Origin of the sequence: Streptomyces sp. DvalAA-43 (assembly GCF_900091725.1) — a bacterium.
Lineage (GTDB): Bacteria > Actinomycetota > Actinomycetes > Streptomycetales > Streptomycetaceae > Streptomyces > Streptomyces pulveraceus.
The window spans coordinates 122,773-146,871 of the sequence record NZ_FMBW01000037.1; the positions used below are offsets into that span (position 1 = coordinate 122,773).

Below are 24,099 nucleotides of genomic sequence, written 5' to 3' on the forward strand. Positions count from 1 at the left end.
GCCGGCCGGATCACAGGGATCCGGCCGGCCAACCCGTCAGACCTCTTCGACGCTGCTCGGCTCGCGCCGGGACAGGTCGATACCGAGCTCCTCCGCCGCGCGGAAGACGTCCTCGTCCGTGTCGCGCATCTCGATGGACATGCCGTCCGAGGACAGCACCTCCACGTTGAGGCAGAGCGACTGCATTTCCTTGATGAGCACCTTGAAGGACTCGGGGATGCCCGGCTCGGGGATGTTCTCGCCCTTGACGATGGCCTCGTAGACCTTCACGCGGCCGGTCACGTCGTCGGACTTGATCGTCAGAAGCTCCTGGAGGGCGTATGCGGCGCCATAAGCCTCAAGGGCCCACACCTCCATCTCACCGAATCGCTGACCACCGAACTGAGCCTTACCACCCAGCGGCTGCTGGGTGATCATGGAGTACGGACCCGTCGAACGAGCGTGCAGCTTGTCGTCGACGAGGTGGTGCAGCTTGAGGATGTACATGTAGCCGACCGAGACCGGGTCCGGGAACGGCTCGCCGGAGCGGCCGTCGAACAGCTGGGCCTTGCCGGAGGGCTGCACCAGGCGGTCGCCGTCGCGGTTCGGGATCGTGGCCTCGAAGAGACCGGAGATCTCGTCCTCGCGCGCACCGTCGAAGACGGGGGTGGCGACGTTGGTGCCGGGGGCGACCTGGTCGGCGCCGATGGCCTGCAGGCGCTTGGCCCACTCGTCACCGAGGCCGGAGACGTCCCAACCGCGGCTGGCGAGCCAGCCGAGGTGGATCTCCAGGACCTGTCCCGGGTTCATTCGGGACGGGACACCCAGCGGGTTGAGGATGATGTCGACCGGGGTGCCGTCCTCCAGGAACGGCATGTCCTCGATCGGCAGGATCTTCGAGATGACGCCCTTGTTGCCGTGACGGCCGGCGAGCTTGTCACCGTCGGTGATCTTGCGCTTCTGCGCGACGTAGACGCGGACCAGCTGGTTCACGCCCGGCGGCAGCTCGTCGCCCTCTTCGCGGTCGAAGACGCGGACGCCGATGACCTTGCCGATCTCACCGTGCGGCACCTTCAGCGAGGTGTCGCGCACCTCGCGCGCCTTCTCACCGAAGATCGCGCGGAGCAGGCGCTCCTCGGGGGTCAGCTCGGTCTCACCCTTGGGCGTGACCTTGCCGACGAGGATGTCACCGGCGACGACCTCGGCACCGATACGGATGATGCCGCGCTCGTCGAGGTCGGCGAGGACCTCTTCGGAGACGTTCGGGATGTCCCGGGTGATCTCCTCCGGGCCGAGCTTGGTGTCACGGGCGTCGACCTCGTGCTCCTCGATGTGGATCGAGGAGAGGACGTCGTCCTGCACGAGGCGCTGCGACAGGATGATCGCGTCCTCGTAGTTGTGACCCTCCCACGGCATGAACGCCACGAGCAGGTTCTTGCCGAGGGCCATCTCACCGAACTCGGTGGCCGGACCGTCGGCGAGGACCTGGTCGGCGACGACCCGGTCGCCCTCGGAGACGACGACCTTCTGGTTGACCGAGGTGCCCTGGTTGGAGCGCATGAACTTGGCGATGCGGTACGTGGTGTACGTGCCGTCGTCGTTCGTGACCGTGATGTAGTCCGCGGAGACCTCCTGGACCACACCGTCCTTCTCGGCCTTGAGCACGTCACCGGCGTCGGTGGCGCAGCGGTACTCCATGCCGGTGCCGACGAGCGGGGCCTCCGACTTGATCAGCGGCACCGCCTGCCTCATCATGTTCGCGCCCATGAGGGCACGGTTGGCGTCGTCGTGCTCCAGGAAGGGGATCATCGCGGTCGCGACGGACACCATCTGGCGCGGCGAGACGTCCATGTAGTCGACGTCGGTGCCGGGCACGTAGTCGACCTCGCCGCCACGGCGGCGGACCAGCACGCGGGACTCGGCGAACCGGAGATCGTCGGTCAGCGGCGCGTTGGCCTGCGCGATGACGAAGCGGTCCTCCTCGTCGGCGGTCAGGTAGTCGACCTCGTCGGTGACCTGGTCGTCGACGACCTTGCGGTACGGCGTCTCGATGAAGCCGAACGCGTTGATCCGGCCGTAGGAGGCCAGCGAGCCGATCAGACCGATGTTCGGGCCTTCGGGCGTCTCGATCGGGCACATGCGGCCGTAGTGCGACGGGTGCACGTCACGGACTTCGAAGCCGGCCCGCTCACGGGAGAGACCACCCGGGCCCAGCGCGTTGAGACGACGCTTGTGCGTCAGGCCGGACAGCGGGTTGTTCTGGTCCATGAACTGGGACAGCTGGCTGGTGCCGAAGAACTCCTTGATGGAGGCGACGACCGGCCGGATGTTGATCAGGGTCTGCGGCGTGATCGCCTCGACGTCCTGGGTGGTCATGCGCTCGCGCACGACACGTTCCATACGGGCGAGACCCGTACGGACCTGGTTCTGGATGAGCTCGCCGACGTTACGGATACGACGGTTGCCGAAGTGGTCGATGTCATCGGTCTCGACCATGATCGAGCGGCCGGACTCGCCGACCGTCTCGGTCTCGCCGGCGTGCAGCTTGACCAGGTACTTGATCGTCGCGATGACGTCGTCGCTGGTGAGCACACCGGCGTCCAGCGGCTCGTCGGCGCCGAGCTTCTTGTTCACCTTGTAGCGGCCGACCTTCGCGAGGTCGTAGCGCTTCGGGTTGAAGTAGAGGTTCTCGAGGAGCGTCTGAGCGGCCTCGCGGGTCGGCGGCTCGCCCGGACGCAGCTTGCGGTAGATGTCGAGCAGCGCGTCGTCCTGGCCCTGGGTGTGGTCCTTCTCCAGGGTGGCGCGCATGGACTCGTACTCGCCGAACTCCTCCAGGATCTGCTCGGTCGTCCAGCCGAGAGCCTTCAGGAGAACGGTGACGGACTGCTTGCGCTTGCGGTCGATGCGTACACCGACCATGTCGCGCTTGTCGATCTCCATCTCCAGCCAGGCACCCCGGGACGGGATGATCTTGGCGGAGAAGATGTCCTTGTCGGACGTCTTGTCGATGGAGGAGTCGAAGTAGACACCCGGCGAGCGGACCAGCTGCGACACGACGACACGCTCGGTGCCGTTGATGACGAAGGTGCCCTTGTTGGTCATGAGCGGGAAGTCGCCCATGAAGACCGTCTGGGACTTGATCTCGCCGGTCTCGTTGTTGGTGAACTCGGCGGTGACGAAGAGCGGGGCGGCGAACGTGAAGTCGCGCTCCTTGCACTCGTCGATCGAGTTCTTCGGGGGCTCGAAGCGGTGGTCGCGGAAAGTCAGCGACATCGACCCGGAGAAGTCCTCGATCGGCGAGATCTCCTCGAAGATCTCTTCCAGGCCGGACTTGGTCGGGACGTTTTGCCCGCTGTCCAGAGCAGCCTCGACGCGAGCCTTCCATGCGGCATTGCCGAGGAGCCAGTCAAAGCTCTCGGTCTGCAGCGCGAGGAGGTTCGGAACCTCGAGGGGCTCCTTGATCTTTGCAAAGGAGATGCGCAGCGGGGCGGTGCTGGCACCGTTGTTCGTATTCGCGGTCGAGGCGTTGCGCGAGGCGGCCAAGAGGGGGTCCTTCCGAGGGCTCGGACTCACTACGCGCGTACCGGTCCCAAGCCGGACACGGTGACAGTCGGTTCCTGATTCGACCGGAAAAGGCCAGGTCAGAGACGATCAGTCATCGGTGCTCAAGCGAGGGCATGCCCCTGGTGACGGGCAGGAGGCAGCTAACAGGCAGCGCAAAGGGTCAGTGTAGCCAAACGGCACACTGATGTCCAGTCGGGGTTCTCAGAGACCCACGTTGCTCTCAACAGCTCTTCTCAACACCCATGGCTAGCCCTTGCGCGCGGTGCGCTCTTCTTTACTGCCCGCTTCGCCCACGATCCATGCCTCGGATTCGGATCGATGTGACGACGCGTCCTGAGAATTGCGCGCCGCGTGCGGTTCGTCAAGGCCCCCCTGCGGGGACAACGCCCCGAGGTCCTCGCCCGACCGCCTCCCGGCGCCGGTCGGCCGCCCCTGAGAGGCAACGGCGATGATCACCATACTCGTCGCCGCAGGAAGAGCAAGGCAGCCGCCTCGGGTACGCCGAAGGGCGACCACCCGGATGGGTGATCGCCCTTCGTCAGATGACGTCCGTGCCGTGCGGCACGGGGCGCCAGGAGGAGTCAGCAGACTCCCTGAGTCACTTGACCTCGACGGAAGCGCCGGCGGCCTTGAGGGACTCGGCAGCCTTCTCGGCGGCCTCCTTGGCGACCTTCTCGAGGACCGGCTTCGGGGTGCCGTCGACGAGGTCCTTGGCCTCCTTCAGACCCAGCGAGGTCAGCTCACGCACGACCTTGATGACCTGGATCTTCTTCTCGCCGGCGCCGGTGAGGATGACGTCGAACTCGTCCTGCTCCTCGGCGGCCTCGGGGGCAGCGCCACCGGCGGCGGGACCGGCAACGGCGACGGCCGCGGCGGCGGTGACGTCGAACTTCTCCTCGAAGGCCTTCACGAACTCGGAGAGCTCGATGAGGGTCATCTCTTCGAACTGCGCGAGCAGGTCGTCCTGGGACAGCTTCGCCATGATGGCGTCCTTCCACTAATTCGGCAGGTGCCGGATGTACATGTAGGCGGGCGTACGTTCGGCCCGCTGCGACCGTCTCCCTAGTGGGCGGCGGTCATTGCGCGAGCCGAATTACTCGGCACCGCCCTGCTCTTCGAGCTTGACGCGAAGCGCCTCCGCGGTGCGGACGAACTTCGACGGCAGCGCCTGGAAGAGCGAAGCAGCCTGAGACTGCTTGCCCTTGAAGGCACCGGCCAGCTTGCTGAGCAGAACCTCGCGGGACTCGAGGTCCGCAAGCTTCTTGATCTCATCGGCGGACAGCGCCTTACCATCAAGGACACCGCCCTTGATGATCAGGTTCGGGTTCTCCTTGGCGAAGTCACGAAGACCCTTCGCCGACTCCACCGGGTCACCGGTGATGAAGGCAACCGCCGTCGGACCAGTGAACTGGTCGTCCAGCGAAGTGATCCCGGCCTCGTTGGCCGCAATCTTGGTCAGCGTGTTCTTCACCACGGCGTACTGGGCGTTCTCACCGAGCGAACGACGCAGCGTCTTGAGCTGCGCCACGGTGAGACCCCGGTACTCGGTCAGCACAGCGGCGTTCGAGCTGCGGAACTGGTCCGCGAGCTCGGCTACCGCGGCAGCCTTGTCGGGCCTTGCCATGAGCGTCGGCCTCCTTCCGGGTGATGAGGACCGCTCAGAAGGGGCCCGGAAAGACGAAACGCCCCGGCGCAGGCGCCAGGGCGTAGCTCGACCGAACGAAGTCCGGGAGCTTTCCACAGTCACCTGCGCAGGTCGCCCGTACTCAACGGATCCTTCGGTCACTGTCCCTCTTGCGAGAGCGCAGCAACGACCAGCGGTCTTTGGCTTCTGTAGGAGAGTACGCGACCGGGGTCGCGCCGAGCAAATCCGTCCAGCTCGGGGCGGAGCGGGAGGTCAGGACGCGCCCGCACCCGCTGCCTGCTGCTGCTTCAGCAGCTCGGCGAAGTCGACCGTGTCGTCGGCCGGGGGCTGCTCGACCGAGACCTTCGTCCCGTAGTCGCTGTAGTACACCGTCGAGTTGAGCTCGCCGGTCTTCATCTCGCCGCGCTCGGTCTTCTTGACGAGCAGGTCGTTGTCGTCGACCCAGAGGTCGACCGTCTCCGTGGTGATGCCGGCGTCGCTGAGCTGCTTCTTCAGCTGCTCCAGCTGGGCGGCGTCGAGCTCGGAGTTCTTCGCGGTCAGGGCGGCGACATCGACGGTGCCGGAGTAGTGCGTGGCGGAGACGCCCCGTACGTCCTCCTTGCCGACCTTCTTCACGTCGCCGGAGGCCAGAAGTGACTTCACGCCCTGGTCGGGGGTGGTGTTCTGCATCTGCTGCTTCATCGCCTCGCCGGAGGCGCCCGCCAGCTTGGCGAGGTCGGCGTAGCCGTAGCTGATCCAGTGCTTGCCGCCGGCCTGCTTCGCGAAGCCGTCGCCCATGTTGACGACGTAGCCGTCCTTGAAGTAGCGGGCCTGCATGGTGCCGGTGCCGCCGGTCTGCTTCATGGCGTCCGCCATGCTGCCGCCGGTATACGTGATCTCCATGGCGCCGGTGAGACCGTCGGTCCAGTCGATGGTGCCGGTCTGCTTCATGGACATGGTGGTGCCCATCTGGGTGGTGCCCTCGACCTTCGCCGACTTCTCCCCACCGGTCTTCTTCTGCACGCTGAGCAGCGCGGCGATCGGGTCGGCCTTCACGACGTCGCCGCCGCGGTTGTCGCTCTTGCCGCCGTCCGATCCGCCGCAGGCCGCGACCGACGTCAGCGCCGCCGCCACCGCGACCGACAGACTCACGCGTCGCACGGTACTGGTCCTCATATCAGCTTCCACCCCTCGTTCGGCTCTGTCGGGGCCTCACGCTAACGCACGGCTCTGACACCCCCCGGCAATACGGATACAAGGACGGGCCCCGCACCTCGAAAGGTTGCGGGGCCCGTTCATGTCACACGTGACGCGGCTTGCTGCCGAGCGCGGAGGCTCAGACGGCGGCCGGGTCCTCCTCGACGAGGAGGTTACGGGTGCGGTTGGCGTCCAGCGGGATGCCGGGGCCCATCGTGGTGGCCAGGGTGGCCTTCTTGATGTAGCGGCCCTTGGCGGCGGACGGCTTCAGACGGAGGATCTCCTCCAGCGCCGCTGCGTAGTTCTCCACCAGCTTGGTGTCGTCGAACGACGTCTTGCCGATGATGAAGTGCAGGTTCGAGTGCTTGTCGACGCGGAACTCGATCTTGCCGCCCTTGATGTCGTTGACAGCCTTCACGACGTCGGGGGTGACGGTGCCGGTCTTCGGGTTCGGCATCAGACCACGCGGACCGAGCACACGGCCGAGGCGGCCGACCTTGCCCATGAGGTCCGGAGTGGCGACGACGGCGTCGAAGTCCAGACGGCCCTTCGCCACCTCGTCGATGAGCTCGTCGGCGCCGACGATGTCGGCTCCAGCGGCTTCCGCGGCCGCAGCACGGTCACCGGTCGCGAAGACCAGGACCCGGGCGGTCTTGCCGGTGCCGTGCGGGAGGTTCACGGTGCCACGGACCATCTGGTCGGCCTTGCGCGGGTCGACACCCAGGCAGAACGCGACCTCGACGGTGCCGTCGAACTTGGTGGAGGCGGTGTCCTTGGCGAGACGGACGGCCTCGAGCGGCGCGTAGTTGCGCGACCGGTCGACCTTGGCGTCCGCAGCGCGGAGGTTCTTGCTGCGCTTCACTTCTACTCCTGTTGGTTTCAGGGTGTGGAGTCGTGGTGCGGGCCAGCGCTTGGCCCTACCACTGGGGGTGTGAGGGGCTGAATCAGCCTTCGACCGTGATGCCCATGGAACGAGCGGTGCCAGCGATGATCTTCGACGCGGCGTCGAGGTCGTTGGCGTTCAGGTCGGGGAGCTTCGTCGTGGCGATCTCACGGACCTGGGCAGCCGTCAGCTTGGCGACCTTGGTCTTGTGCGGCTCGCCGGAGCCCTTCTCCACGCCCGCGGCCTTGAGGATCAGCTTCGCGGCCGGCGGAGTCTTGGTGACGAAGGTGAAGGAACGGTCTTCGTAGACCGTGATCTCCACCGGCACGACCATGCCACGCTGCGACTCGGTCGCGGCGTTGTAGGCCTTGCAGAATTCCATGATGTTGACGCCGTGCTGGCCGAGCGCGGGGCCGACCGGCGGGGCCGGGTTGGCCGCGCCGGCGTTGATCTGGAGCTTGATAAGCCCCGTGACCTTCTTCTTCTTGGGAGGCATTGCTCTCTCCGGGTCCTAGTGAGAGTGTTTCGCCGCCGTCCGATCATCCGGATGGAGGCATACCGCACAACGATAACGGGTATAGCTGCGCGACCAAAAACCGAGCAGGTCAGACGGGCTTCTCAGCCGGTCTGACCTGCTCGGTAGGCATGTGTCCAGAAACTGGCGGGAAGCCGCTAGTTCTTCTGGATCTGGTCGAAGCTGAGCTCGACCGGGGTCTCGCGGCCGAAGATCTCGACGAGGCCCTTGACCTTCTTCGAGTCGGCGTTGATCTCGTTGATCGTCGCCTGCAGCGTGGCGAACGGGCCGTCGGTGACGGTGACCGAGTCGCCCACCTCGAAGTCGAGCACCTGGACCTCGACCTTGCGGGCCGGAGCCGGCTTGCCCTCGGCCTCGGCGGCCTCGCGGGCGGCCTTCTCCTCGGCCTCCGGGGCGAGCATCTTGACGATCTCGTCCAGGGTCAGCGGGTACGGGTCGTAGGCGTTGCCCACGAAGCCGGTGACGCCGGGGGTGTTGCGGACGACGCCCCAGGACTCGTTCGTCAGGTCCATGCGCACCAGGACGTAGCCCGGGAGCTTGTTCTGGCGGACGTTCTTGCGCTCGCCGTTCTTGATCTGGACGATCTCTTCCTCGGGCACTTCGGCCTGGTAGATGAAGTCCTCGACGTTGAGCGAGACGGCGCGCTGCTCCAGGTTGGCCTTCACGCGCTTCTCGTAGCCGGCGTACGTGTGGATGACGTACCACTCGCCGGGAAGCCCGCGCAGCTCGTCGCGGAGGGCGGTGACGGCGTCGACGGGGGCGGCCGGCTCGGCCTCTTCCTCGTCGTCCTCGTCGCTCTCGGATTCGGCGTCGGCCTCAGCGGCCTCTTCCTCGTTCTCGTCCTCGGCGTGCACGGCGGCCTGCTCGGCGGGCTCACCTGCGGCGGCGTCGGCAGCTTCGGCCTGGTCCGGCTCCTCGGTGTCCGCCGCCTCGACGATGTCGAGCTCGTCCTCGGCGGACTCGAAGGCGCCCGCCGTCGGCTCGACGGCGTCGTTCAGGTTCGGGTCAGACACGGTGGCTGCTTCTTCCTGGATACAAATGGGTGGAACATGCGAAAGGGGCGCCCATGAGGCGCCCTCCGCGGGATCAGCCGAAGACGTACTTGATGACCCGCTGGAATCCGAAGTCAATCACGGTAACCAGACCGATCATGACGACGACGAAGACAATCACCACTGTGGTGTAAGTCGTCAGCTGGCTGCGAGTAGGCCAGACGACCTTGCGCAACTCGGCGACGATCTGGCGGTAGAACAGCGCGAGACGGCCCAGAGGGCCCTTCTTTCCGCGCTTGCCGCCCTTCCGGGTCTTCTTCTTCGACTCGGGTACTTCATCCTCGGCATCAGGCATGTCGATGGAGCCCACGGCGTCCGTCACGCTTCTCACCTGATTCCGGGTCATGGCCGTGCCGCGCCCGGTGGAGCCGCACGGCGGTGCATTGAAGTACGTACATGCGCACACATCCTGGCGAAGGAGTGTGTAGCAGGGCCGGAGGGACTTGAACCCCCAACCGCTGGTTTTGGAGACCAGTGCTCTACCAATTGAGCTACGACCCTTTGTGGTTTCCACCAACCTACCGCATCTTCCCGGATGGTCCCGGTGCGGGAACGGTGCGGCTGGTGAAGGCCAACGACAGGTGAGTGTACGTGTTCAGCGGCCCGGCGTCGAACAGATAGCTCCCGACAACTCCTGGTCGCATCTTGTCCGCATGCTGTCCGAGTCGTGTCCGGTCCCTGAAACCCCTGCGCCGGCAGGGGGGACGTTCTGGGACCATGGGGGTCATGAGCGCTGCAATCCCCCCCTCCGAGCGCCGGGTCTCCGCCCGCATCGGTGCGATCTCCGAATCCGCCACTCTCGCCGTCGACGCCAAGGCCAAGGCCCTCAAGGCCGCCGGTCGTCCGGTGATCGGCTTCGGTGCCGGTGAGCCCGACTTCCCGACCCCCGGCTACATCGTCGACGCCGCGGTCGAGGCCTGCCGCAACCCGAAGTACCACCGCTACACCCCGGCAGGAGGGCTCCCGGAGCTCAAGGCCGCCATCGCGGAGAAGACGCTGCGCGACTCCGGCTACGCGGTCGACGCCTCGCAGATCCTCGTGACCAACGGCGGCAAGCAGGCCATCTACGAGGCGTTCGCCGCGATCCTCGACCCGGGCGACGAGGTCATCGTCCCCGCCCCGTACTGGACCACCTACCCCGAGTCGATCCGGCTGGCCGGCGGGGTCCCGGTGGAGGTCGTGGCCGACGAGACCACCGGCTACCGGGTCTCCGTCGAGCAGCTGGAGGCGGCGCGCACCGAGCGCACGAAGGTCGTCCTGTTCGTCTCGCCGTCGAACCCCACCGGCGCCGTGTACAGCGAGGCCGACGCCGAGGCGATCGGCCGCTGGGCCGTCGAGCACGGCCTGTGGGTGCTGACCGACGAGATCTACGAGCACCTGGTCTACGGCGACGCGAAGTTCACCTCGCTGCCCGCGATCGTGCCCGAGCTGCGCGACAGGTGCATCGTGGTCAACGGCGTCGCCAAGACGTACGCGATGACCGGCTGGCGGGTGGGCTGGCTCATCGGCCCGAAGGACGTCGTCAAGGCCGCGACCAACCTCCAGTCGCACGCCACGTCCAACGTCTCCAACGTGGCCCAGGTCGCCGCGCTGGCCGCCGTCTCCGGGAAGCTGGACGCGGTCGCCGAGATGCGCACGGCCTTCGACCGGCGCCGCCGGACCATCGTCCGGATGCTCAACGAGATCGACGGGGTGCTGTGCCCGGAGCCCGAGGGCGCGTTCTACGCGTACCCGTCGGTGAAGGAGCTGCTCGGCAAGGAGATCCGCGGCCGACGCCCGGCCACCTCGGTCGAGCTGGCTGCGCTGATCCTGGACGAGGCCGAGGTCGCGGTCGTACCGGGCGAGGCCTTCGGTACGCCGGGCTACCTCCGCCTCTCGTACGCCCTGGGCGACGACGACCTGGTCGAGGGCGTCTCGCGGCTCCAGAAGCTGCTGGGCGAGGCCAAGGCGTAGGACGTCCCGCCGGTCGGAAGCGACCCCCGGCTCCGGCCGGGGGTCGCTTCTCCGTTCGGGGTTCAACTCGATCGGGAAAGCGGCTACCGCTCGACCCCACGTGTGCGGCAGGATCTTGGGATGGAGCGTGATGTACGGCTGTTGCCCAAGGCCCACCTGCACCTGCATTTCACCGGGTCGATGCGGCCGACGACCCTGCTCGAACTCGCCGACAAGTACGGCGTGCACCTGCCGGACGCCCTGACCGGCGGCGAGCCGCCGAAACTACGGGCCACGGACGAGCGCGGATGGTTCCGCTTCCAGCGGCTCTACGACATCGCCCGGTCCTGTCTCCGGGCCCCCGAGGACATCCAGCGGCTGGTGCGCGAGGCGGCCCAGGAGGACGTCGCGGACGGCTCCGGCTGGATGGAGATCCAGGTCGACCCCACGTCGTACGCGCCGCTGCTCGGCGGGCTGATCCCGGCGATCGAGATCATCCTGGACGCGGTGGACAGCGCCTCGCGCGAGACGGGGCTGCCGATCCGGGTGGTGATCGCGGCGAACCGGATGAAGCACCCGCTGGACGCCCGCACGCTCGCCCGGCTCGCGGTGCGGTACGTGGACCGGGGCGTGGTCGGTTTCGGGCTCTCCAACGACGAGCGGCGCGGAATGGCCCGGGACTTCGACCGGGCCTTCGCCATCGCCCGCGAGGGCGGTCTGCTGGCGGCGCCGCACGGCGGTGAGCTGTCCGGCCCGGCCAGCGTGCGGGACTGCCTGGACGATCTCGACGCGGCCCGGATCGGGCACGGTGTCCGGGCGGCCGAGGATCCCCGGCTGCTGCGCACGCTGGCGGAGCGCGGGGTGACCTGCGAGGTCTGCCCGTCGTCGAACGTGGCCCTGGGTGTCTACGAGAAGCCCGCCGACGTGCCCCTGCGCACGCTCTTCGAGGCCGGGGTGCCGATGGCGCTGGGCGCGGACGACCCGCTGCTCTTCGGTTCCAGGCTGGCCGCGCAGTACGACCTCGTACGGCGCCATCACGGGTTCACGGACGCGGAGCTGGCGGAGCTGGCACGGCAGTCGGTCCGGGGCTCCGCCGCGCCGGCCCCGGTCCGGGCGGAGCTCCTGGCGGGCGTCGACGACTGGCTGGCGAAGCCCGCGGGGTAGGGCGAGGGGTTACGCGCCGACGCCCCGCATCAGCGTCCTCGCCAGGGACGCGGCGAACTCGGCGAGGGGCTGCGGCGGGGTCCCGTCCGCCGTGGCCTCGTAGGCGAACGCCCGCTGCGCGCAGGCTCCCAGCAGCAGCGAGGCGGCCGCGTAGGTGTCCGCGTCGGCCCGCACCCGGCCTGCTGCCCGTTCGGAGCGCAGATAGGCGTCGAGGCCGCGGATGGGCATGTGCGGGCCGGTGCCGAGCTCCCTCATCGCCTCGTTGTGGCGCTCCTTGAGCCTGGGCTCGGCGTACAGCGAGGCGGCGATCGGGAAGCTCTGCTCGTAGAAGAGCGCGGCCTGGCGGGCGATCTCGGTGAGGTTCTGCTCGACGGTGCGCTCCCCCGCCCCCGGGGACGCGATGAGCCGTTTCAGCAGCGGGTTGAGCCGGGGCAGCCGTTCCTTGAGCACGGCCACGAACAGCTCCTCCTTGCTCGCGAAGTGCTTGTAGAGCGCGGCCTCGGAGCAGCCTGCGGCTCGGGCGATCTCCTTGGTGGTGGCGCGGGCCAGGCCGATGGTGAGCATCAGCTGATGGGCGGCGTCGATGATGCGGACGCGGGCCGGCTTCTGCTCCATGCGCACTCCAACGAAGCTTGACGAGGTGGTGAGTACCCACTCACTCTATGGGTGAGTGAATACTTACTCACCCTGGGAGGGTGCGCAATGAGGATCACGGTGTTCGGCGCCACGGGGGGCGTCGGTCAGGAGATCGTCCGCCAGGCGGTGTCGGCGGGCCATGAGGTGACGGCGGTGGTCCGCGACCCGGCGCGGCTGCCCGTCCCGCTCTCCGACGTACAGGTCCACACGGCCGCGCGGCTGGACGAGCCGGAGGCGCTGCGCGAGGCGGTGGCGGGCCGGGACGCGGTGCTCTCCGCGCTCGGCTCGCGCGGCCGGAAGGCGGACGGGGTCGCCGAGCGGCTCACCGGGTCGGTGCTGACGGCGATGGAGGCCGAGAGGGTGCGGCGGCTGCTGGTGGTCAGCGCGGCCCCGGTCGGCCCCCGCCCGGCCGACGACCCGCCGCTGGACCGGCTGGTCCGCAGGGTGATCGGGGCGGTCCTCAAGGAGGTCTACGCGGATCTGACCCGGATGGAGGCCGCGCTGGCCCGGAGCACGGCGGACTGGACGTCCGTACGGCCGCCGAAGCTCACCGACGGGCCGCTGACGGGGACGTACCGCACGGCCGTCGGCGGCACCCCGCGCAGCGGCCGCACCCTCTCCCGCGCCGATGTGGCACACGCGATGCTGGCGCTGGTCGACGATCCGGCGTCGGTGAAGCAGGGCGTGGGCGTGGCGTACTGAGCGGGACCGGCCCCGGGGCCGGTCCGGCGTATCAGGGCCGGACAGGCCCTAGAGGCTCACGCCGACCGTCACCGGTTCGTTGACGAGCGTGACGCCGAACGCCTCGTGGACCCCGGCGACGACCTCGCGGGCGAGGGCGAGGAGGTCCTCGGTGGTCGCCTCGCCCCGGTTGGTGAGGGCGAGGGTGTGCTTGGTGGAGATGCGGGCCGGGCCGGTGCCGTACCCCTTGGTGAAACCGGCCTTGTCGATGAGCCAGGCCGCCGAGGTCTTGACGCGTCCCCCGTCCGCGGGGAAGGCGGGGGGCGTCGTCCCGGGGCCGAGCCGGTCCTCGGCGCGGGCGAGGAACGCCGCGTACTCGGCCTCCTCCAGGATCGGGTTGGTGAAGAAGGAGCCCGCCGACCAGGAGTCGTGGTCCTCCGGGTCCAGCACCATGCCCTTGCCGGCGCGGAGCCCGAGCACCGTCGCGCGGGCGGCCGCGGCGGGCACGCGCTCGCCCTGCTCGACGCCCATGGCGCGGGCCGTCTCGGCGTACCGCAGCGGCGCGGACAGACCGCCCGCGTCCTCCAGCTCGAAGCGGACCCGCAGCACCACGAAACGGTCGGGTTCGGCCTTGAAACGACTGTGCCGGTACGAGAACGCGCAGTCGGCGTTCGGGATGGTGACCGTTTCCCCGGCGTGCCGGTCGTAGGCGACGACCTCCGTGATGGTGGAGGAGACCTCCTGACCGTACGCGCCGACGTTCTGGATCGGTGTCGCGCCCGCGGAGCCCGGGATTCCGGCCAGGCACTCGATGCCCGCGAGGCCGGCTTCGACGGTGCGGGCCACCACGTCCGTCCAGATCTCGCCCGCGGCGAGCTCCAGCGTCGTGCCGTTCAGCGCGAAGCCCTCGGTCGCGATGCGCAGGGCGGTGCCGTCGAAGCCCTTGTCGCCGATGACCAGGTTGCTGCCGCCGCCGATGACGAGGAGCGGGGTGCCGCTCGCGTCGGCCTCGCGGACGGCTTCGATCACCTCGGCGTCGGTGGTCGCCGTGAGGAGGCGGGTGGCGGGGCCGCCCAGCCGGAAGGTGGTCAGGGGGGCGAGGGGCGCGTCATGGAGTTCCTGCACGGAAACAAGGGTACGGTCCGCGCCCCCGCCGCTCGGGCGGGGCACGGACCGTACGCGCGGGGCCACGGCCCGACAGGCTCTCAGGCGGCGACGGGGGTGCGCTCGGTGGCCACCGCGGGCTCCGGGGCCCGGGGAGCGCGGCGGCCCGGGATCAGCAGGGCGGCGAGGGCGGCCAGGCCCACCGCCGCGGCACCGATCCAGACCGCCGGAACGGTCCCGTCCGTGAAGGACGCCGCGGAGTCGTAACCGCCCTGCGAGGAGAAGACCGTGGCGAGCACGGCGACCCCGAGGGCTCCGCCGACCTCGCGCAGGGCGTTGTTGGCGCCGGAGGCGATGCCCTGCTCCTCGGGGCGGACGCTGGACATCACGAGACTGGCGGCGGGTGCGAAGTACAGGGCCATGCCGACCCCGCCGACGATCAGTCCGGGCAGCTGCGAGACGTACGAGGCGTCGGGCGCGATGATCGTCGCGAAGTACGCGAGGCCGGCCGCCTGGAGGGCGAGTCCGGCCACGACCACCGGTCGGCCGCCGAACCGGTCGGAGAGTATCCCCGCGACGGGGGCGACGAGCATCGGCATTCCGGTCCAGGGCAGCATCCGCAGGCCGGCCTCGGTGGGCGAGTACCCCAGCACGCCCTGGAAGTACTGGCTGAGCAGGAATATCGACCCGAACATGCCCAGGAACATCAGCATGCTCGCCATGTTGATCCCGAAGAACGCGCGGTCCCGGAAGAGCCGCATGGGCAGCATGGGGCGCTTCGCGCGGAAACCGTGGCGGATGAAGCCGGCCAGGAGCGCCGCGCCCACGATCAGCGCGCCGAGGACGGTGGGGCTGGTCCAGCCGTCGGAGTTGGCGTTGACCAGGCCGTAGACGATGCCGAACAGCCCGCCGCTGACCAGGAGCGTGCCGGGGATGTCGAGCCGTGCGTCCGGCGCGTACGACTCCTTCAGGCGCAGCCGTGCCAGCGGCAGCAGGACCAGGCCGACCGGGACGTTCAGCCAGAAGATCCACTGCCAGGACAGGTGCTCGGTGAGGCTGCCGCCGATCAGGGGTCCGCTGGCCACGGCCAGTCCGGTGACGGCGCTGAAGATGCCGAGCGCGGCGCCCCGGCGGGCGGGCGGTACGGCGGCCGTGAGCAGGGTGAGCGTCAGCGGCATCATGATCGCGGCACCCACGCCCTGGACCGCCCGGAAGGCGATCAGTTCGTTGATCCCGGGCGAGAGGGCGGCCGCGGCGGAGGCGCCGGTGAAGACGGTGAGTCCGGTGAGGAAGAGCCGGCGGCGGCCGAACCTGTCGCCGAGGGACGCGCCGAGCATCAGCAGCACGGCGAAGGTGAGGGTGTAGGCGTTCACCGTCCATTCCAGCTCGGCCAGTTCACCGCCGAGGCTCTTGCGGATGGAGGGCAGGGCGGTGGTGACGACGAGGTTGTCGAGGGCCGCCATGAATCCGGCGACGCTGGTGATGACGAGGGCCCAGACCGCTCCCGAGCGGCCTGTCATGGGCTGGTTCACTGCTCCCCCTGTGGATTAGTTATCAATGACTAACTTCTCTGGGCAGAAAACCGGGCGGAGACCCGGGTCGCGCTGTTCAGGCGATCGGCCTGGCCTCGTCGTAGAACCCCGACCAGACCCGGTGCCCGGCCGGGAAGCCGAACGAGGTCAACGTGTTGATGAGCATGCCGAACGCCCAGAACGTCGTCGTTTCCTTGACGTCGCCCCCCAGGGCGAGATGGGTCTCGTCCCACATCTCCAGCCAGGCGGCACGTGCCGCGTCGACGAACTCCCGGTCCCCGGACGCCTCGGCGCTCGCGACGGCGGCGTAGGTCTGCATCTGCATCTGGAGCTTGTCGGGGTCGTCGACGATGAGCCGCTGGTACGCGGTGGCCATCGCCCGCACCGCCTCCTCGCCCTCAAGCCCTTCGGCGGCCTCCGCGAAGACCGTGCGGGTGTCCGCGAGGCACCGCTCGACGGCCGCGAGGAACATGGCCTGCTTGTTGGGGAAGAGACGGAAGAGATACGGCTGCGAGACGCCGACGCGCTTGGCGATCGCCTCGGTGGAGGTGCCGCTGTACCCGCCCCGGGCGAATTCGACGATCGCCGCACGGATGACGCTCTCGCGCCGCTCTTCTGCACTCATCCTGACCATGCGAGAAAGTTAGTGCTCAATCACTAACTTGGTCAAGCGGCCGCCCCGGACACGGGTGAGGGGCACGGCCCCGTGGACCGTGCCCCTCACCCGTGCTGCCCGGTACGGGCTCAGCCGAGCCGCACCACGGCGCGGGACATGCCCAGCACCTTCTTGCCCTCGCTCATGGCCGTGAGGTCCACCCGCACCTGCTTGTCGTCCAGCAGGGCGGCAACCTTGGCGCTGACCTCGATCAGGGCGCCGTCGTCGTCGTTCGGCACGATGACCGGCTTGGTGAACCGCACCCCGTACTCGACGACCGCGCCCGGGTCGCCGAGCCAGTCCGTGACCACCCGGATCGCCTCGGCCATGGTGAACATGCCGTGCGCGATCACATCCGGCAGCCCGACCTCGCGGGCGAACTTCTCGTTCCAGTGGATCGGGTTGAAGTCGCCGGAAGCGCCCGCGTACTGCACCAGCGTCGCCCGGGTCACCGGGAAGGACTGCGCCGGCAGCTCCGTACCGACCTCGACCGACTCGTATGCGACCTTCGCCGTCATCACGCCTCCTCGGCGGCGCGCGCCACCAGCTTCGTCCACGCGGTCACCACATGCTCGCCGGACTCGTCGTGGACCTCGCCACGGACATCCACGATGTCGTTGCCCGCCAGGGACTTGATGGCCTCGATCGTCGAGGTGACCGTCAGCCGGTCCCCCGCCCGGACGGGGCGCGCATAGGCGAACTTCTGGTCGCCGTGCACCACCCGGCTGTAGTCCAGGCCCAGCTGCGGGTCCCGGACCACCTGCCCGGCGGCCTTGAAGGTGATCGAGAAGACGAACGTCGGCGGCGCGATCACATCACTGTGACCGAATGCCTTCGCGGCCTCGGGGTCGACGTACACCGGATTGGTGTCGCCCACCGCCTCGGCGAACTCTCGGATCTTCTCCCGGCCGACCTCGTACGGCGGGGTGGGCGGATAGGTCCGCCCCACGAAGGACTGGTCGAGCGCCATGAGCTCGCTACCTCCTGGATGAAAGATGAACAGGCCGAAGAACAGCCTTCATACAACGACACGAGGCCGCCCCCAATGGGGACGGCCTCGTGTACGAGCCTGTTTCTAGCGCGTTTCGCGGTGCGCGGTGTGCGAGTTGCAGCGCGGGCAGTGCTTCTTCATCTCAAGACGGTCCGGGTTGTTACGCCGGTTCTTCTTGGTGATGTAGTTCCGCTCCTTGCACTCCACGCAGGCCAGCGTGATCTTCGGGCGGACGTCGGTGGCAGCCACGTGAGTGCTCCTTGGACGGACGGATGGACGGATGAACGCAAAAAAGAGTAGCCGATCGAAGGACCGACCCCGCAATCGGCTACCGTAAGTAGCGGTGACCGGACTTGAACCGGTGACACAGCGATTATGAGCCGCTTGCTCTACCGACTGAGCTACACCGCTTTGATGACGAGTCCCCCCGCCGAAGCGGGGTTTCCCGATCACCAGAGCCCCAATGCGGAATCGAACCGCAGACCTTCTCCTTACCATGGAGACGCTCTACCGACTGAGCTATTGGGGCGAGCGATGAAGACATTACACGGTCTGTCGCCGATCGCCCAAATCCGTTTCGGGGCCCCTTCCGGCGGCCTTGATCGACACCCCGCCGATCCCGTGGGCGACGGCCCCGGAGACCGCCCGTCGGCCGCCTGAGCAGCGCCTCGGCGGTCCCGTGGTGCACCGCCGTCACAGCCGTGCACCCCCGTCCCACGCGCCCCCCGGGACCACGCCGGTACGACTATTTCGCTCCTCCTCGAACCCGGCCGAACACGCCCCTAGGGTCGTGCGTCCGGGACACCGGGGCACACGGGCCCGGCCCGATCCGACAGAAGACCCTGGGCTCGACTCACTCCGCGTGATCGTGTCCCCTCTCCCGGGAGCGCGATGCCCGACAGCCAGCCGTGGCAGCCGGACGACCACGACGCCGACGCGACCGACGGCCCCGGCACCGTCCCCCCGGCCGAGGCCGGCCCGGTGCTCTGCGGCGCCCGCCTCGCCGACGGCCGCGTCGTGGACGTACGGCTCGGCGGCGGCCGCATCGAGGCCGTCGGCACGGCGGGCAGTCTGGCCACGTCCGGTCCCCGGCTGGACCTGCGCGGCTATCTGCTGCTCCCCGCCCCCGTCGAACCCCACGCCCACAGCGACACCGCGCTCACCGCCGACGGTGCGGGCCCCGGCCTCCCGGGACCGGCGTCGCACCGTCCGGAGGACATCCGGCGCCGCGCCACCGAGGCCGCCCTGCTCCAGCTCGGCCACGGCGCCACGGCGCTGCGCTCGCACGTGCGGATCGGGGACGTCCAGGGCCTCGCCCCGCTCGAAGCCGCGCTGCAGGCACGCCGTTCGCTGCGCGGGCTGACCGACCTGGCCCCGGTCGCCGTGCCCCGGCTGCTCACCGGCGTCGCGGGCGCCGGCAACCTGGCCATGCTGCGCGACGCGGTGAAGATGGGGGCCGGTGCCATCGGCGGCTGCCCGGACCTCGATCCGGACCCGGCGGGGTACGCGGAAGCCGTCCTGGAGGTCGCCGCCGAACAGGGCTGCCCGGTCGATCTGCACACGGACGGCGACGATCCGGCCCGGCTCGGCCGGCTGGCCGCCATGGCCGGAGGGCTGCGGCCCGGCGTCTCCCTCGGCCCGTGCGCCGGCCTCTCCCGGCTCCCTCCGCAGGCCGCGGGCCGCGCCGCCGACCAGCTGGCCGCGGCCGGGGTGACGGTGATCTGCCTCCCCCAGGGCGGCTGCTGCGGCGCGGAGGACCGGGGCAGCGCCCCCGTACGGCTGCTCCGGGCGGCCGGGGTACGGGTCGCGGCGGGCAGCGGGGCGCTGCGGGACGTCGCGAACCCCGTGGGCCGCGGTGACCCCCTGGAGGCCGCCTACCTGCTCGCCTCGCAGCACGGGCTGCCGGCCGCGGAGGCGTACGAGGCGGTGTCCTCGGTGGCCAGGGCGGCGATGGGACTGCCCGGAGTCAGGGTCGAGGCGGGCTTCCCGGCCGAGCTGCTCGCCGTGCGCGGGGAGCGGCTCGCGGGCGTGCTCTCGCTCGCCTACAGCCGGATCGTGGTGCATCGCGGCCGGGTGGTGGCGCGGACGAGTGCGGTGCGCGAGTACTGCGACTCCGAGACCGTCGTCGCCCTCGATCTGCCCCGCCAGGGGAGACCGGATCCGGGTCCCTGCGGCGGGCCCTGAGCGCGGCGGGCCGTCGCGGCGTACGGTCGTGACCATGCGCATTGTCATCGCAGGTGGACATGGTCAGATCGCGCTGCGGCTGGAGCGGCTGCTCGCCGCGCGCGGGGACGAAGCCGTGGGCATCATCCGCAATCCGGACCAGGGCGAGGATCTCCGGGCGGCGGGTGCCGAGCCGGTCGTCCTGGATCTCGAATCCGCCTCCGTGGAGGAGGTGGCGCAGGTGCTGCGCGGGGCCGACGCGGTGGTCTTCGCGGCCGGTGCGGGCCCGGACAGCGGCGCGGCACGCAAGGAGACGGTGGACCGCGGGGCGGCGGTGCTCTTCGCCGACGCGGCGGAACGGGCGGGCGTGCGGCGCTACGTCGTGGTCTCGTCGATGGGCGCCGACCCCGACCGCACGGGCGACGAGGTCTTCGACGCGTATCTGCGGGCCAAGGGTGCGGCGGACGCGTACGTGCGCTCCAGGAGCGCGCTCGACTGGACGATCCTGCGCCCCGGGATGCTGACGAACGACGCGGGCAAGGGGACGGTCCTGCTGACCGCCTCGACCGGCCGGGGGCCGGTGCCGCGCGACGACGTGGCGGCGGCGCTGCTGGAGCTGCTGGAGACCCCGGCGACGGCGGGGCTGACGCTGGAGCTCATCTCGGGGAACGTGCCGGTGGCGGTCGCGGTGAAGGACGTCGCGGGGAACTGACGGGGCGGCCTCTGCCCCGGATCAGGCGGACGGTGCCGGGCGGACGGTGATGCCGTGGCGCTCCAGCAGTGCGGCGGTGACGCCGTCGCCCGCGCGGAGCTCGCCGGTGAACGTACCGTCATAAACCGCTCCACGCCCGCAGGAAGGGCTGCGGGCCATCAGCAGCGCCTCGGTGCACCCGGCCCGGCGCGCGGCCTCCAGCGCCCGTCCCGCGCCGTCCACGAACGCCTCCGTGACGTCGTGCCCGGTGTCGTCGACGACGCGGGCTCGGCCGTCCAGCACGTCGTGGCCGTCACCGCCGACGATCTCGGCGGGGCGGCGCGGGGTGGGCAGTCCGGCGGAGACCTCGGGGCAGAAGGCGACGGGGCGGCGGTCACCGATGGCCGCGGTCATCTCGTCGGAGGCCTTGGCGCGGCCGTCGAACCGGCAGGGCACGCCCTGCAGACAGGCACTGACCAGTACGGATTCCATGTTCACGGCCCTCTCGTAGCAGCGACGAGGCAAACGCGGCGGAAAATCGGCGGAAAACAAAGAAGGCCCCTGTCTGAGACAGGGGCCTTACCTTGTGGCGGCGCCAGGGTTCGAACCTGGGTAGGCTGAGCCGGCAGATTTACAGCGGGCTAGTCCTTGCCCCTCTGACCAGCCACTTTCGCTGACACCTGTCTCGCTGGGGAACGTCTGGGGGAGATCCTAGGGGCACCTGACCCGCCGGGCCAAGCGCGGAGAAGCGAACGCCGGTCTCCTCAGTCGGGGGCATCACTGGTTCCCACCGCCAAGAGCTTGTGAGGCATCGAGAGGTCCCCGGCCGGCCGCTGAGCAAGCCAGCCCGAGAGCCTGTGCGACGGTGCCTCCGTACGTACGTGCTTGAAGCCCAGACGCTCGTAGTAGGCGTGCAGGCCGATGTTCGTGCGCCACGTGTCAACGCGTACCCACTCTCGCCCTTCCAGCGCCGCGAGGCGAGACATCCAGTCGATGATCCGCACCCCTAGGTGCCGCCCAGCCGCGTCTCGCGAGACGATCAGTTTGTAGAGGTAGAGAGCCGTTTCAGGAAGGTCGGCGTCCGTCCAGAAATCACGGTCGACTGCACCACGACTGACCGTCGCCAGCACCTGGTTCCGCTCACCAACGACAACCCATGCCCGCCCTTCATCGATATTCGTACGCCATTTCGCAATAGCGCGTTCACCGGTTTCGGGGTCGCTCCACTGGTCAGTTCCTTTGGTTCGCAACCAAAATTCCGCCTCCGTCCGAAGGGACATCAGATCAGGGACGTCACCGGACGCGGCGGGGCGGATGTACTCAGTCTGTGGTGACTTCATAGAGGATCTTGTGCCTGTCTCCGGGGAGAATAGTGACCATGCAACGAAGGGGTCGACCAGTCGCGTCGTAGCCCGTTCTTGTGTGCTCCGCGACGGGGGTTGCTGCTGGTAGCGCAAGGGTCTCAGCCTCCTGCCGAGTCGGCATGCGAACCGAAATCTCATCTCGGTACTTGGCCTGCACTAGCCCGACCGAAGCAAGCACTCCGCCGGGCGCGGAGACGTCGCGGGGCTCCATCAAGGGTGTGCCCGTGACGAGTTCTTGAGGGAAGTACGAGTCCGCAAGGGCGTAAGGCCGGTTATCGACGTACCGGACCCGCTTTCGCGCGACAGCCAGGCCAGCCGACGGAAGTTCCAAGCACTCGCGAACGTGAGCTGGCGGCTCCACGATCGACACGGTGATTTCCTGTCGCGGGGTTTTCCCTTCTTCCGTGACCGCGCTCGCCCACTGGTCGCCGGCGGTCTGCCCCTCCACTGCATTGGCGTGCCGACTTCGGCTTTCCAGGGTCGACCAGTTCCACACAACGGGGGGGTAGTCCTCGCGGACGTACTTGCCCTGCCCTTGCCCAGCGACGACCAGGCCCTCGTCGATGAGAAGGCGGACTCCGGCGCGAATGGTCTCCCTGCTGTAGCCGTATTCGCTCATCATCTTGGACTCGCTGGGAAGTGCCGCGCCTCCGGCCAGGGCACCAGACGAAATCCGTTCACGCAGGTCATAGGCGATCTCCTGAGCCTTCGTCATGCCGCGTCGCATCAGCACCACACCCCTTCCAGTCCGACTCCTCCATACAAGTTAGACCAGGGGGCTTGACTCTCCAACCCCGGGTCGGGCAGTCTCATGCCAAGGCACTCCTCCAGACAAGTCGGATGGGGTGTCACGTACAAACTTGCTGTACAGGTGTGCCCGGAGGGTCCGGTAACGGAGCGAGCCCGAAGGAAGCCGTGCTCCTTGAAAACTGAACAGTGAACTCAGGCGAGGTGAGATCCCTCGCTCCCGTGGCGGCCGGGTGATGCCGTCGGCAGTAGTGCGGCGCGTCGGCGCTGTACGCACAATCCTGCGGCCCTGGAGAACACCCCCGGGTGCCACCCGCAGCGAACTGCCCTGCTGAGCGCCAGGCAGAGACATGGCGCACCGATTTACAGGCTCGGGACTGGTCGGCCATCGCAACGGCCGATCAGCGAAGCCCTGGTTCTCCGTTCCTTACCTCCCACCTGCGTCTGATCCCAAAGGAGATCCGCATGTCCCGCTTCAGCCGTGCCCGCCTCAATGACGAAGCCGACTACTTCACCGCGTCCGCCAAGCGCTCCGAGGAGGCCGCGCTCGATGGCGACCGCGCCGCAGCCGACATGACCAACGGCCCCCGCACCCGGGCCGTGGCTGCCAAGTGCGCCCAGGTCGCCAGGTCCAACGCCGCCGACTACCGGGACATCGCCGCCGCACTCCGCGACGGCGAGATCCCCGACTGCCTCGACCTCGACTGACCCCCACAGCCCCGGCATTCCGCCGTGAGGGCGCCGGATCAAATCCGGCCCGGGGCACTACGGCCGCCAATGGCGGCCGGACCGCTCGCATCGTCGGGCGGAACCACTGAACGGCCCGCGGCCCCGGTGCTGACACACCGGGGCCGCAGTTTCGGGCCGTCCCACCGCTAGGAGAAAACGACCCATGAGAATCATCGTCGCAGGTCGCGAACCCGTTACCGCGAACGAATTCATCGAGCTGGCACTCGGCATCGACGTCCAGCTCTTCACCGGTCCGGCCGTCGAGTCCGCGATGGAGCGGGCGGCGCGGCTGGACGTGGCGCGCGAGGTTCTCGCGGAACTCCGCGAGAGTGACCCGGAGGTCGCGGCCTACGCGGAGTCGCTGCTGCGGACGCTGCCGCTGAAGCGGCGTCCGGACGGCCGTCGCCCGCGCCGCACGGTCCGCCTGGTGAAGGGCTGCGCGGCCGGTTCGGCGGTGGCGGCATGAGCGTGTCGACGATGGGCCGCATGTCTGCTGCGATCAGGGTCTTGGCGACGCTGGCGGACCGGTTCCCTGACCTGCCGGCCGCCGACGCGGCGGTCTCCAGGATCTACGACACCCGGGTGGAGCTGTCCATCCACGACGGCCTCGGTCAGTTCGAGGCATGGCGTGCCGCCCTGGGCGTCGCCCCTGCTCAGGTGGTCCGGGGGACGCAGTGCGGAGGTGGCCCTCTGATGTGGCTGCGCGCCGACACCATCGTGGACGGTGTCACCATCCACCTGGTCGGCTATGGGTACGTCCTGGCGGACCGTGCCGACAATCCGGCGGAGGTGGCGTGATGCTGCCTCAGGCGCGCATGGCAACGGGCGTGTACGGCACCTGGGAGCTGTACGTCCTCCTCGACGCCCCGTCGCTGG

At 69.0% G+C, this 24,099-nt stretch carries 26 protein-coding genes and 3 tRNA genes; 8 read left to right on the forward strand and 21 right to left on the reverse strand.

The window, feature by feature from the left end:
* Positions 1 to 36: 36 nt before the first annotated feature.
* The 9 genes from rpoB to GA0115234_RS11340 all read right to left on the reverse strand — a co-directional run bounded on the left by rpoB (position 37) and on the right by GA0115234_RS11340 (position 9,335).
* Positions 37 to 3,522, reverse strand: a complete 3,486-nt coding sequence (gene rpoB / locus GA0115234_RS11295; protein ID WP_093540769.1) for a DNA-directed RNA polymerase subunit beta — start codon at positions 3,520 to 3,522, stop codon at positions 37 to 39.
* A 619-nt stretch (positions 3,523 to 4,141) separates the two neighbouring features.
* Complete coding sequence (rplL, locus tag GA0115234_RS11305) at positions 4,142 to 4,525, reverse strand: 50S ribosomal protein L7/L12 (protein ID WP_093540770.1); 384 nt, start codon at positions 4,523 to 4,525, stop codon at positions 4,142 to 4,144.
* 111 nt (positions 4,526 to 4,636) lie between these two features.
* Complete coding sequence (gene rplJ, locus GA0115234_RS11310) at positions 4,637 to 5,167, reverse strand: 50S ribosomal protein L10 (protein WP_093540771.1); 531 nt, start codon at positions 5,165 to 5,167, stop codon at positions 4,637 to 4,639.
* Between the two features lie 273 nt (positions 5,168 to 5,440).
* Positions 5,441 to 6,343 carry a hypothetical protein gene (locus GA0115234_RS11315; RefSeq protein ID WP_093540772.1) on the reverse strand — a complete coding sequence of 301 codons (903 nt, stop codon included), beginning with the start codon at positions 6,341 to 6,343 and terminating at the stop codon, positions 5,441 to 5,443.
* A 160-nt stretch (positions 6,344 to 6,503) separates the two neighbouring features.
* Positions 6,504 to 7,226, reverse strand: coding sequence for a 50S ribosomal protein L1 (gene rplA / locus GA0115234_RS11320; RefSeq protein WP_093540773.1), 723 nt, complete (start codon positions 7,224 to 7,226; stop codon positions 6,504 to 6,506).
* Positions 7,227 to 7,308: 82 nt separating this feature from the next.
* Positions 7,309 to 7,743, reverse strand: coding sequence for a 50S ribosomal protein L11 (gene rplK, locus GA0115234_RS11325; RefSeq protein WP_006126872.1), 435 nt, complete (start codon positions 7,741 to 7,743; stop codon positions 7,309 to 7,311).
* Positions 7,744 to 7,919: 176 nt separating this feature from the next.
* On the reverse strand, positions 7,920 to 8,795 hold the full coding sequence (gene nusG / locus GA0115234_RS11330; RefSeq protein WP_093540774.1) for a transcription termination/antitermination protein NusG: 876 nt from the start codon (positions 8,793 to 8,795) through the stop codon (positions 7,920 to 7,922).
* 73 nt (positions 8,796 to 8,868) lie between these two features.
* Entirely contained in the window at positions 8,869 to 9,156 is a 288-nt protein-coding gene (secE, locus tag GA0115234_RS11335; RefSeq protein WP_093540775.1) for a preprotein translocase subunit SecE, read from the reverse strand.
* Between the two features lie 106 nt (positions 9,157 to 9,262).
* A tRNA-Trp gene (locus tag GA0115234_RS11340) sits at positions 9,263 to 9,335 on the reverse strand.
* A 225-nt stretch (positions 9,336 to 9,560) separates the two neighbouring features.
* Here GA0115234_RS11340 and GA0115234_RS11345 point away from each other — a divergent pair.
* Together GA0115234_RS11345 and GA0115234_RS11350 are read left to right on the forward strand one after the other, a co-directional pair.
* A complete protein-coding gene (locus tag GA0115234_RS11345; RefSeq protein ID WP_093540795.1) occupies positions 9,561 to 10,787 on the forward strand; it encodes a pyridoxal phosphate-dependent aminotransferase in 1,227 nt (408 codons plus the stop codon).
* Positions 10,788 to 10,907: 120 nt separating this feature from the next.
* Positions 10,908 to 11,930, forward strand: coding sequence for an adenosine deaminase (locus GA0115234_RS11350; protein ID WP_093540776.1), 1,023 nt, complete (start codon positions 10,908 to 10,910; stop codon positions 11,928 to 11,930).
* 9 nt (positions 11,931 to 11,939) lie between these two features.
* Here GA0115234_RS11350 and GA0115234_RS11355 read toward each other — a convergent pair whose 3' ends face one another.
* Positions 11,940 to 12,545 carry a TetR/AcrR family transcriptional regulator gene (locus GA0115234_RS11355; protein ID WP_093540777.1) on the reverse strand — a complete coding sequence of 202 codons (606 nt, stop codon included), beginning with the start codon at positions 12,543 to 12,545 and terminating at the stop codon, positions 11,940 to 11,942.
* A gap of 87 nt (positions 12,546 to 12,632) precedes the next feature.
* Between GA0115234_RS11355 and GA0115234_RS11360 the strand changes: the two genes are divergently transcribed.
* On the forward strand, positions 12,633 to 13,268 hold the full coding sequence (locus GA0115234_RS11360) for an NAD(P)-dependent oxidoreductase (protein ID WP_093540778.1): 636 nt from the start codon (positions 12,633 to 12,635) through the stop codon (positions 13,266 to 13,268).
* Positions 13,269 to 13,316: 48 nt separating this feature from the next.
* Here GA0115234_RS11360 and GA0115234_RS11365 read toward each other — a convergent pair whose 3' ends face one another.
* The 8 genes from GA0115234_RS11365 to GA0115234_RS11400 all read right to left on the reverse strand — a co-directional run bounded on the left by GA0115234_RS11365 (position 13,317) and on the right by GA0115234_RS11400 (position 18,058).
* Positions 13,317 to 14,372, reverse strand: a complete 1,056-nt coding sequence (locus tag GA0115234_RS11365) for a UDP-N-acetylmuramate dehydrogenase (RefSeq protein ID WP_176729136.1) — start codon at positions 14,370 to 14,372, stop codon at positions 13,317 to 13,319.
* A gap of 80 nt (positions 14,373 to 14,452) precedes the next feature.
* On the reverse strand, positions 14,453 to 15,871 hold the full coding sequence (locus GA0115234_RS11370) for an MFS transporter (protein ID WP_176729137.1): 1,419 nt from the start codon (positions 15,869 to 15,871) through the stop codon (positions 14,453 to 14,455).
* A gap of 88 nt (positions 15,872 to 15,959) precedes the next feature.
* On the reverse strand, positions 15,960 to 16,508 hold the full coding sequence (locus tag GA0115234_RS11375; RefSeq protein ID WP_093540797.1) for a TetR/AcrR family transcriptional regulator: 549 nt from the start codon (positions 16,506 to 16,508) through the stop codon (positions 15,960 to 15,962).
* A gap of 119 nt (positions 16,509 to 16,627) precedes the next feature.
* Positions 16,628 to 17,056, reverse strand: coding sequence for a MaoC family dehydratase (locus GA0115234_RS11380; RefSeq protein ID WP_093540780.1), 429 nt, complete (start codon positions 17,054 to 17,056; stop codon positions 16,628 to 16,630).
* Positions 17,056 to 17,508: a MaoC family dehydratase N-terminal domain-containing protein gene (locus GA0115234_RS11385; RefSeq protein WP_093540781.1), complete on the reverse strand. Its 453-nt coding sequence runs from the start codon at positions 17,506 to 17,508 to the stop codon at positions 17,056 to 17,058. Before GA0115234_RS11385 ends, GA0115234_RS11380 begins: the two co-directional genes overlap by 1 nt.
* A gap of 105 nt (positions 17,509 to 17,613) precedes the next feature.
* Positions 17,614 to 17,778: a 50S ribosomal protein L33 gene (gene rpmG, locus GA0115234_RS11390; RefSeq protein WP_003956487.1), complete on the reverse strand. Its 165-nt coding sequence runs from the start codon at positions 17,776 to 17,778 to the stop codon at positions 17,614 to 17,616.
* 89 nt (positions 17,779 to 17,867) lie between these two features.
* A tRNA-Met gene (locus GA0115234_RS11395) sits at positions 17,868 to 17,940 on the reverse strand.
* Between the two features lie 45 nt (positions 17,941 to 17,985).
* Positions 17,986 to 18,058 (reverse strand) — tRNA-Thr (locus GA0115234_RS11400).
* A 362-nt stretch (positions 18,059 to 18,420) separates the two neighbouring features.
* Here GA0115234_RS11400 and GA0115234_RS11405 point away from each other — a divergent pair.
* Together GA0115234_RS11405 and GA0115234_RS11410 are read left to right on the forward strand one after the other, a co-directional pair.
* Positions 18,421 to 19,713, forward strand: coding sequence for an amidohydrolase family protein (locus tag GA0115234_RS11405; protein ID WP_093540783.1), 1,293 nt, complete (start codon positions 18,421 to 18,423; stop codon positions 19,711 to 19,713).
* A 34-nt stretch (positions 19,714 to 19,747) separates the two neighbouring features.
* Positions 19,748 to 20,404 carry an SDR family oxidoreductase gene (locus GA0115234_RS11410; protein ID WP_093540798.1) on the forward strand — a complete coding sequence of 219 codons (657 nt, stop codon included), beginning with the start codon at positions 19,748 to 19,750 and terminating at the stop codon, positions 20,402 to 20,404.
* Positions 20,405 to 20,425: 21 nt separating this feature from the next.
* Here the strand turns inward: GA0115234_RS11410 and GA0115234_RS11415 are convergent, their stop codons facing one another.
* The 3 genes from GA0115234_RS11415 to GA0115234_RS11425 form a co-directional block, all read right to left on the reverse strand.
* Positions 20,426 to 20,875, reverse strand: a complete 450-nt coding sequence (locus tag GA0115234_RS11415; protein WP_093540799.1) for a DUF523 domain-containing protein — start codon at positions 20,873 to 20,875, stop codon at positions 20,426 to 20,428.
* Positions 20,876 to 21,147: 272 nt separating this feature from the next.
* On the reverse strand, positions 21,148 to 21,723 hold the full coding sequence (locus GA0115234_RS11420) for a GNAT family N-acetyltransferase (protein WP_093540784.1): 576 nt from the start codon (positions 21,721 to 21,723) through the stop codon (positions 21,148 to 21,150).
* The gene (locus tag GA0115234_RS11425; RefSeq protein ID WP_237541274.1) at positions 21,704 to 22,474 is read right to left on the reverse strand and encodes a GntR family transcriptional regulator; all 771 of its coding nucleotides are present in this window, start codon (positions 22,472 to 22,474) and stop codon (positions 21,704 to 21,706) included. The genes GA0115234_RS11420 and GA0115234_RS11425 overlap by 20 nt, the downstream gene beginning before the upstream one ends.
* Before the next feature lie 485 nt (positions 22,475 to 22,959).
* Here GA0115234_RS11425 and GA0115234_RS11430 point away from each other — a divergent pair, with 485 nt between their 5' ends.
* The 3 genes from GA0115234_RS11430 (at position 22,960) to GA0115234_RS11440 (ending at position 24,021) form a co-directional block, all read left to right on the forward strand.
* Positions 22,960 to 23,202, forward strand: a complete 243-nt coding sequence (locus tag GA0115234_RS11430) for a hypothetical protein (RefSeq protein WP_093540786.1) — start codon at positions 22,960 to 22,962, stop codon at positions 23,200 to 23,202.
* Positions 23,203 to 23,386: 184 nt separating this feature from the next.
* Complete coding sequence (locus GA0115234_RS11435) at positions 23,387 to 23,689, forward strand: hypothetical protein (RefSeq protein ID WP_093540787.1); 303 nt, start codon at positions 23,387 to 23,389, stop codon at positions 23,687 to 23,689.
* Positions 23,690 to 23,709: 20 nt separating this feature from the next.
* A complete protein-coding gene (locus GA0115234_RS11440) occupies positions 23,710 to 24,021 on the forward strand; it encodes a hypothetical protein (protein ID WP_141718419.1) in 312 nt (103 codons plus the stop codon).
* Positions 24,022 to 24,099: the final 78 nt, after the last annotated feature.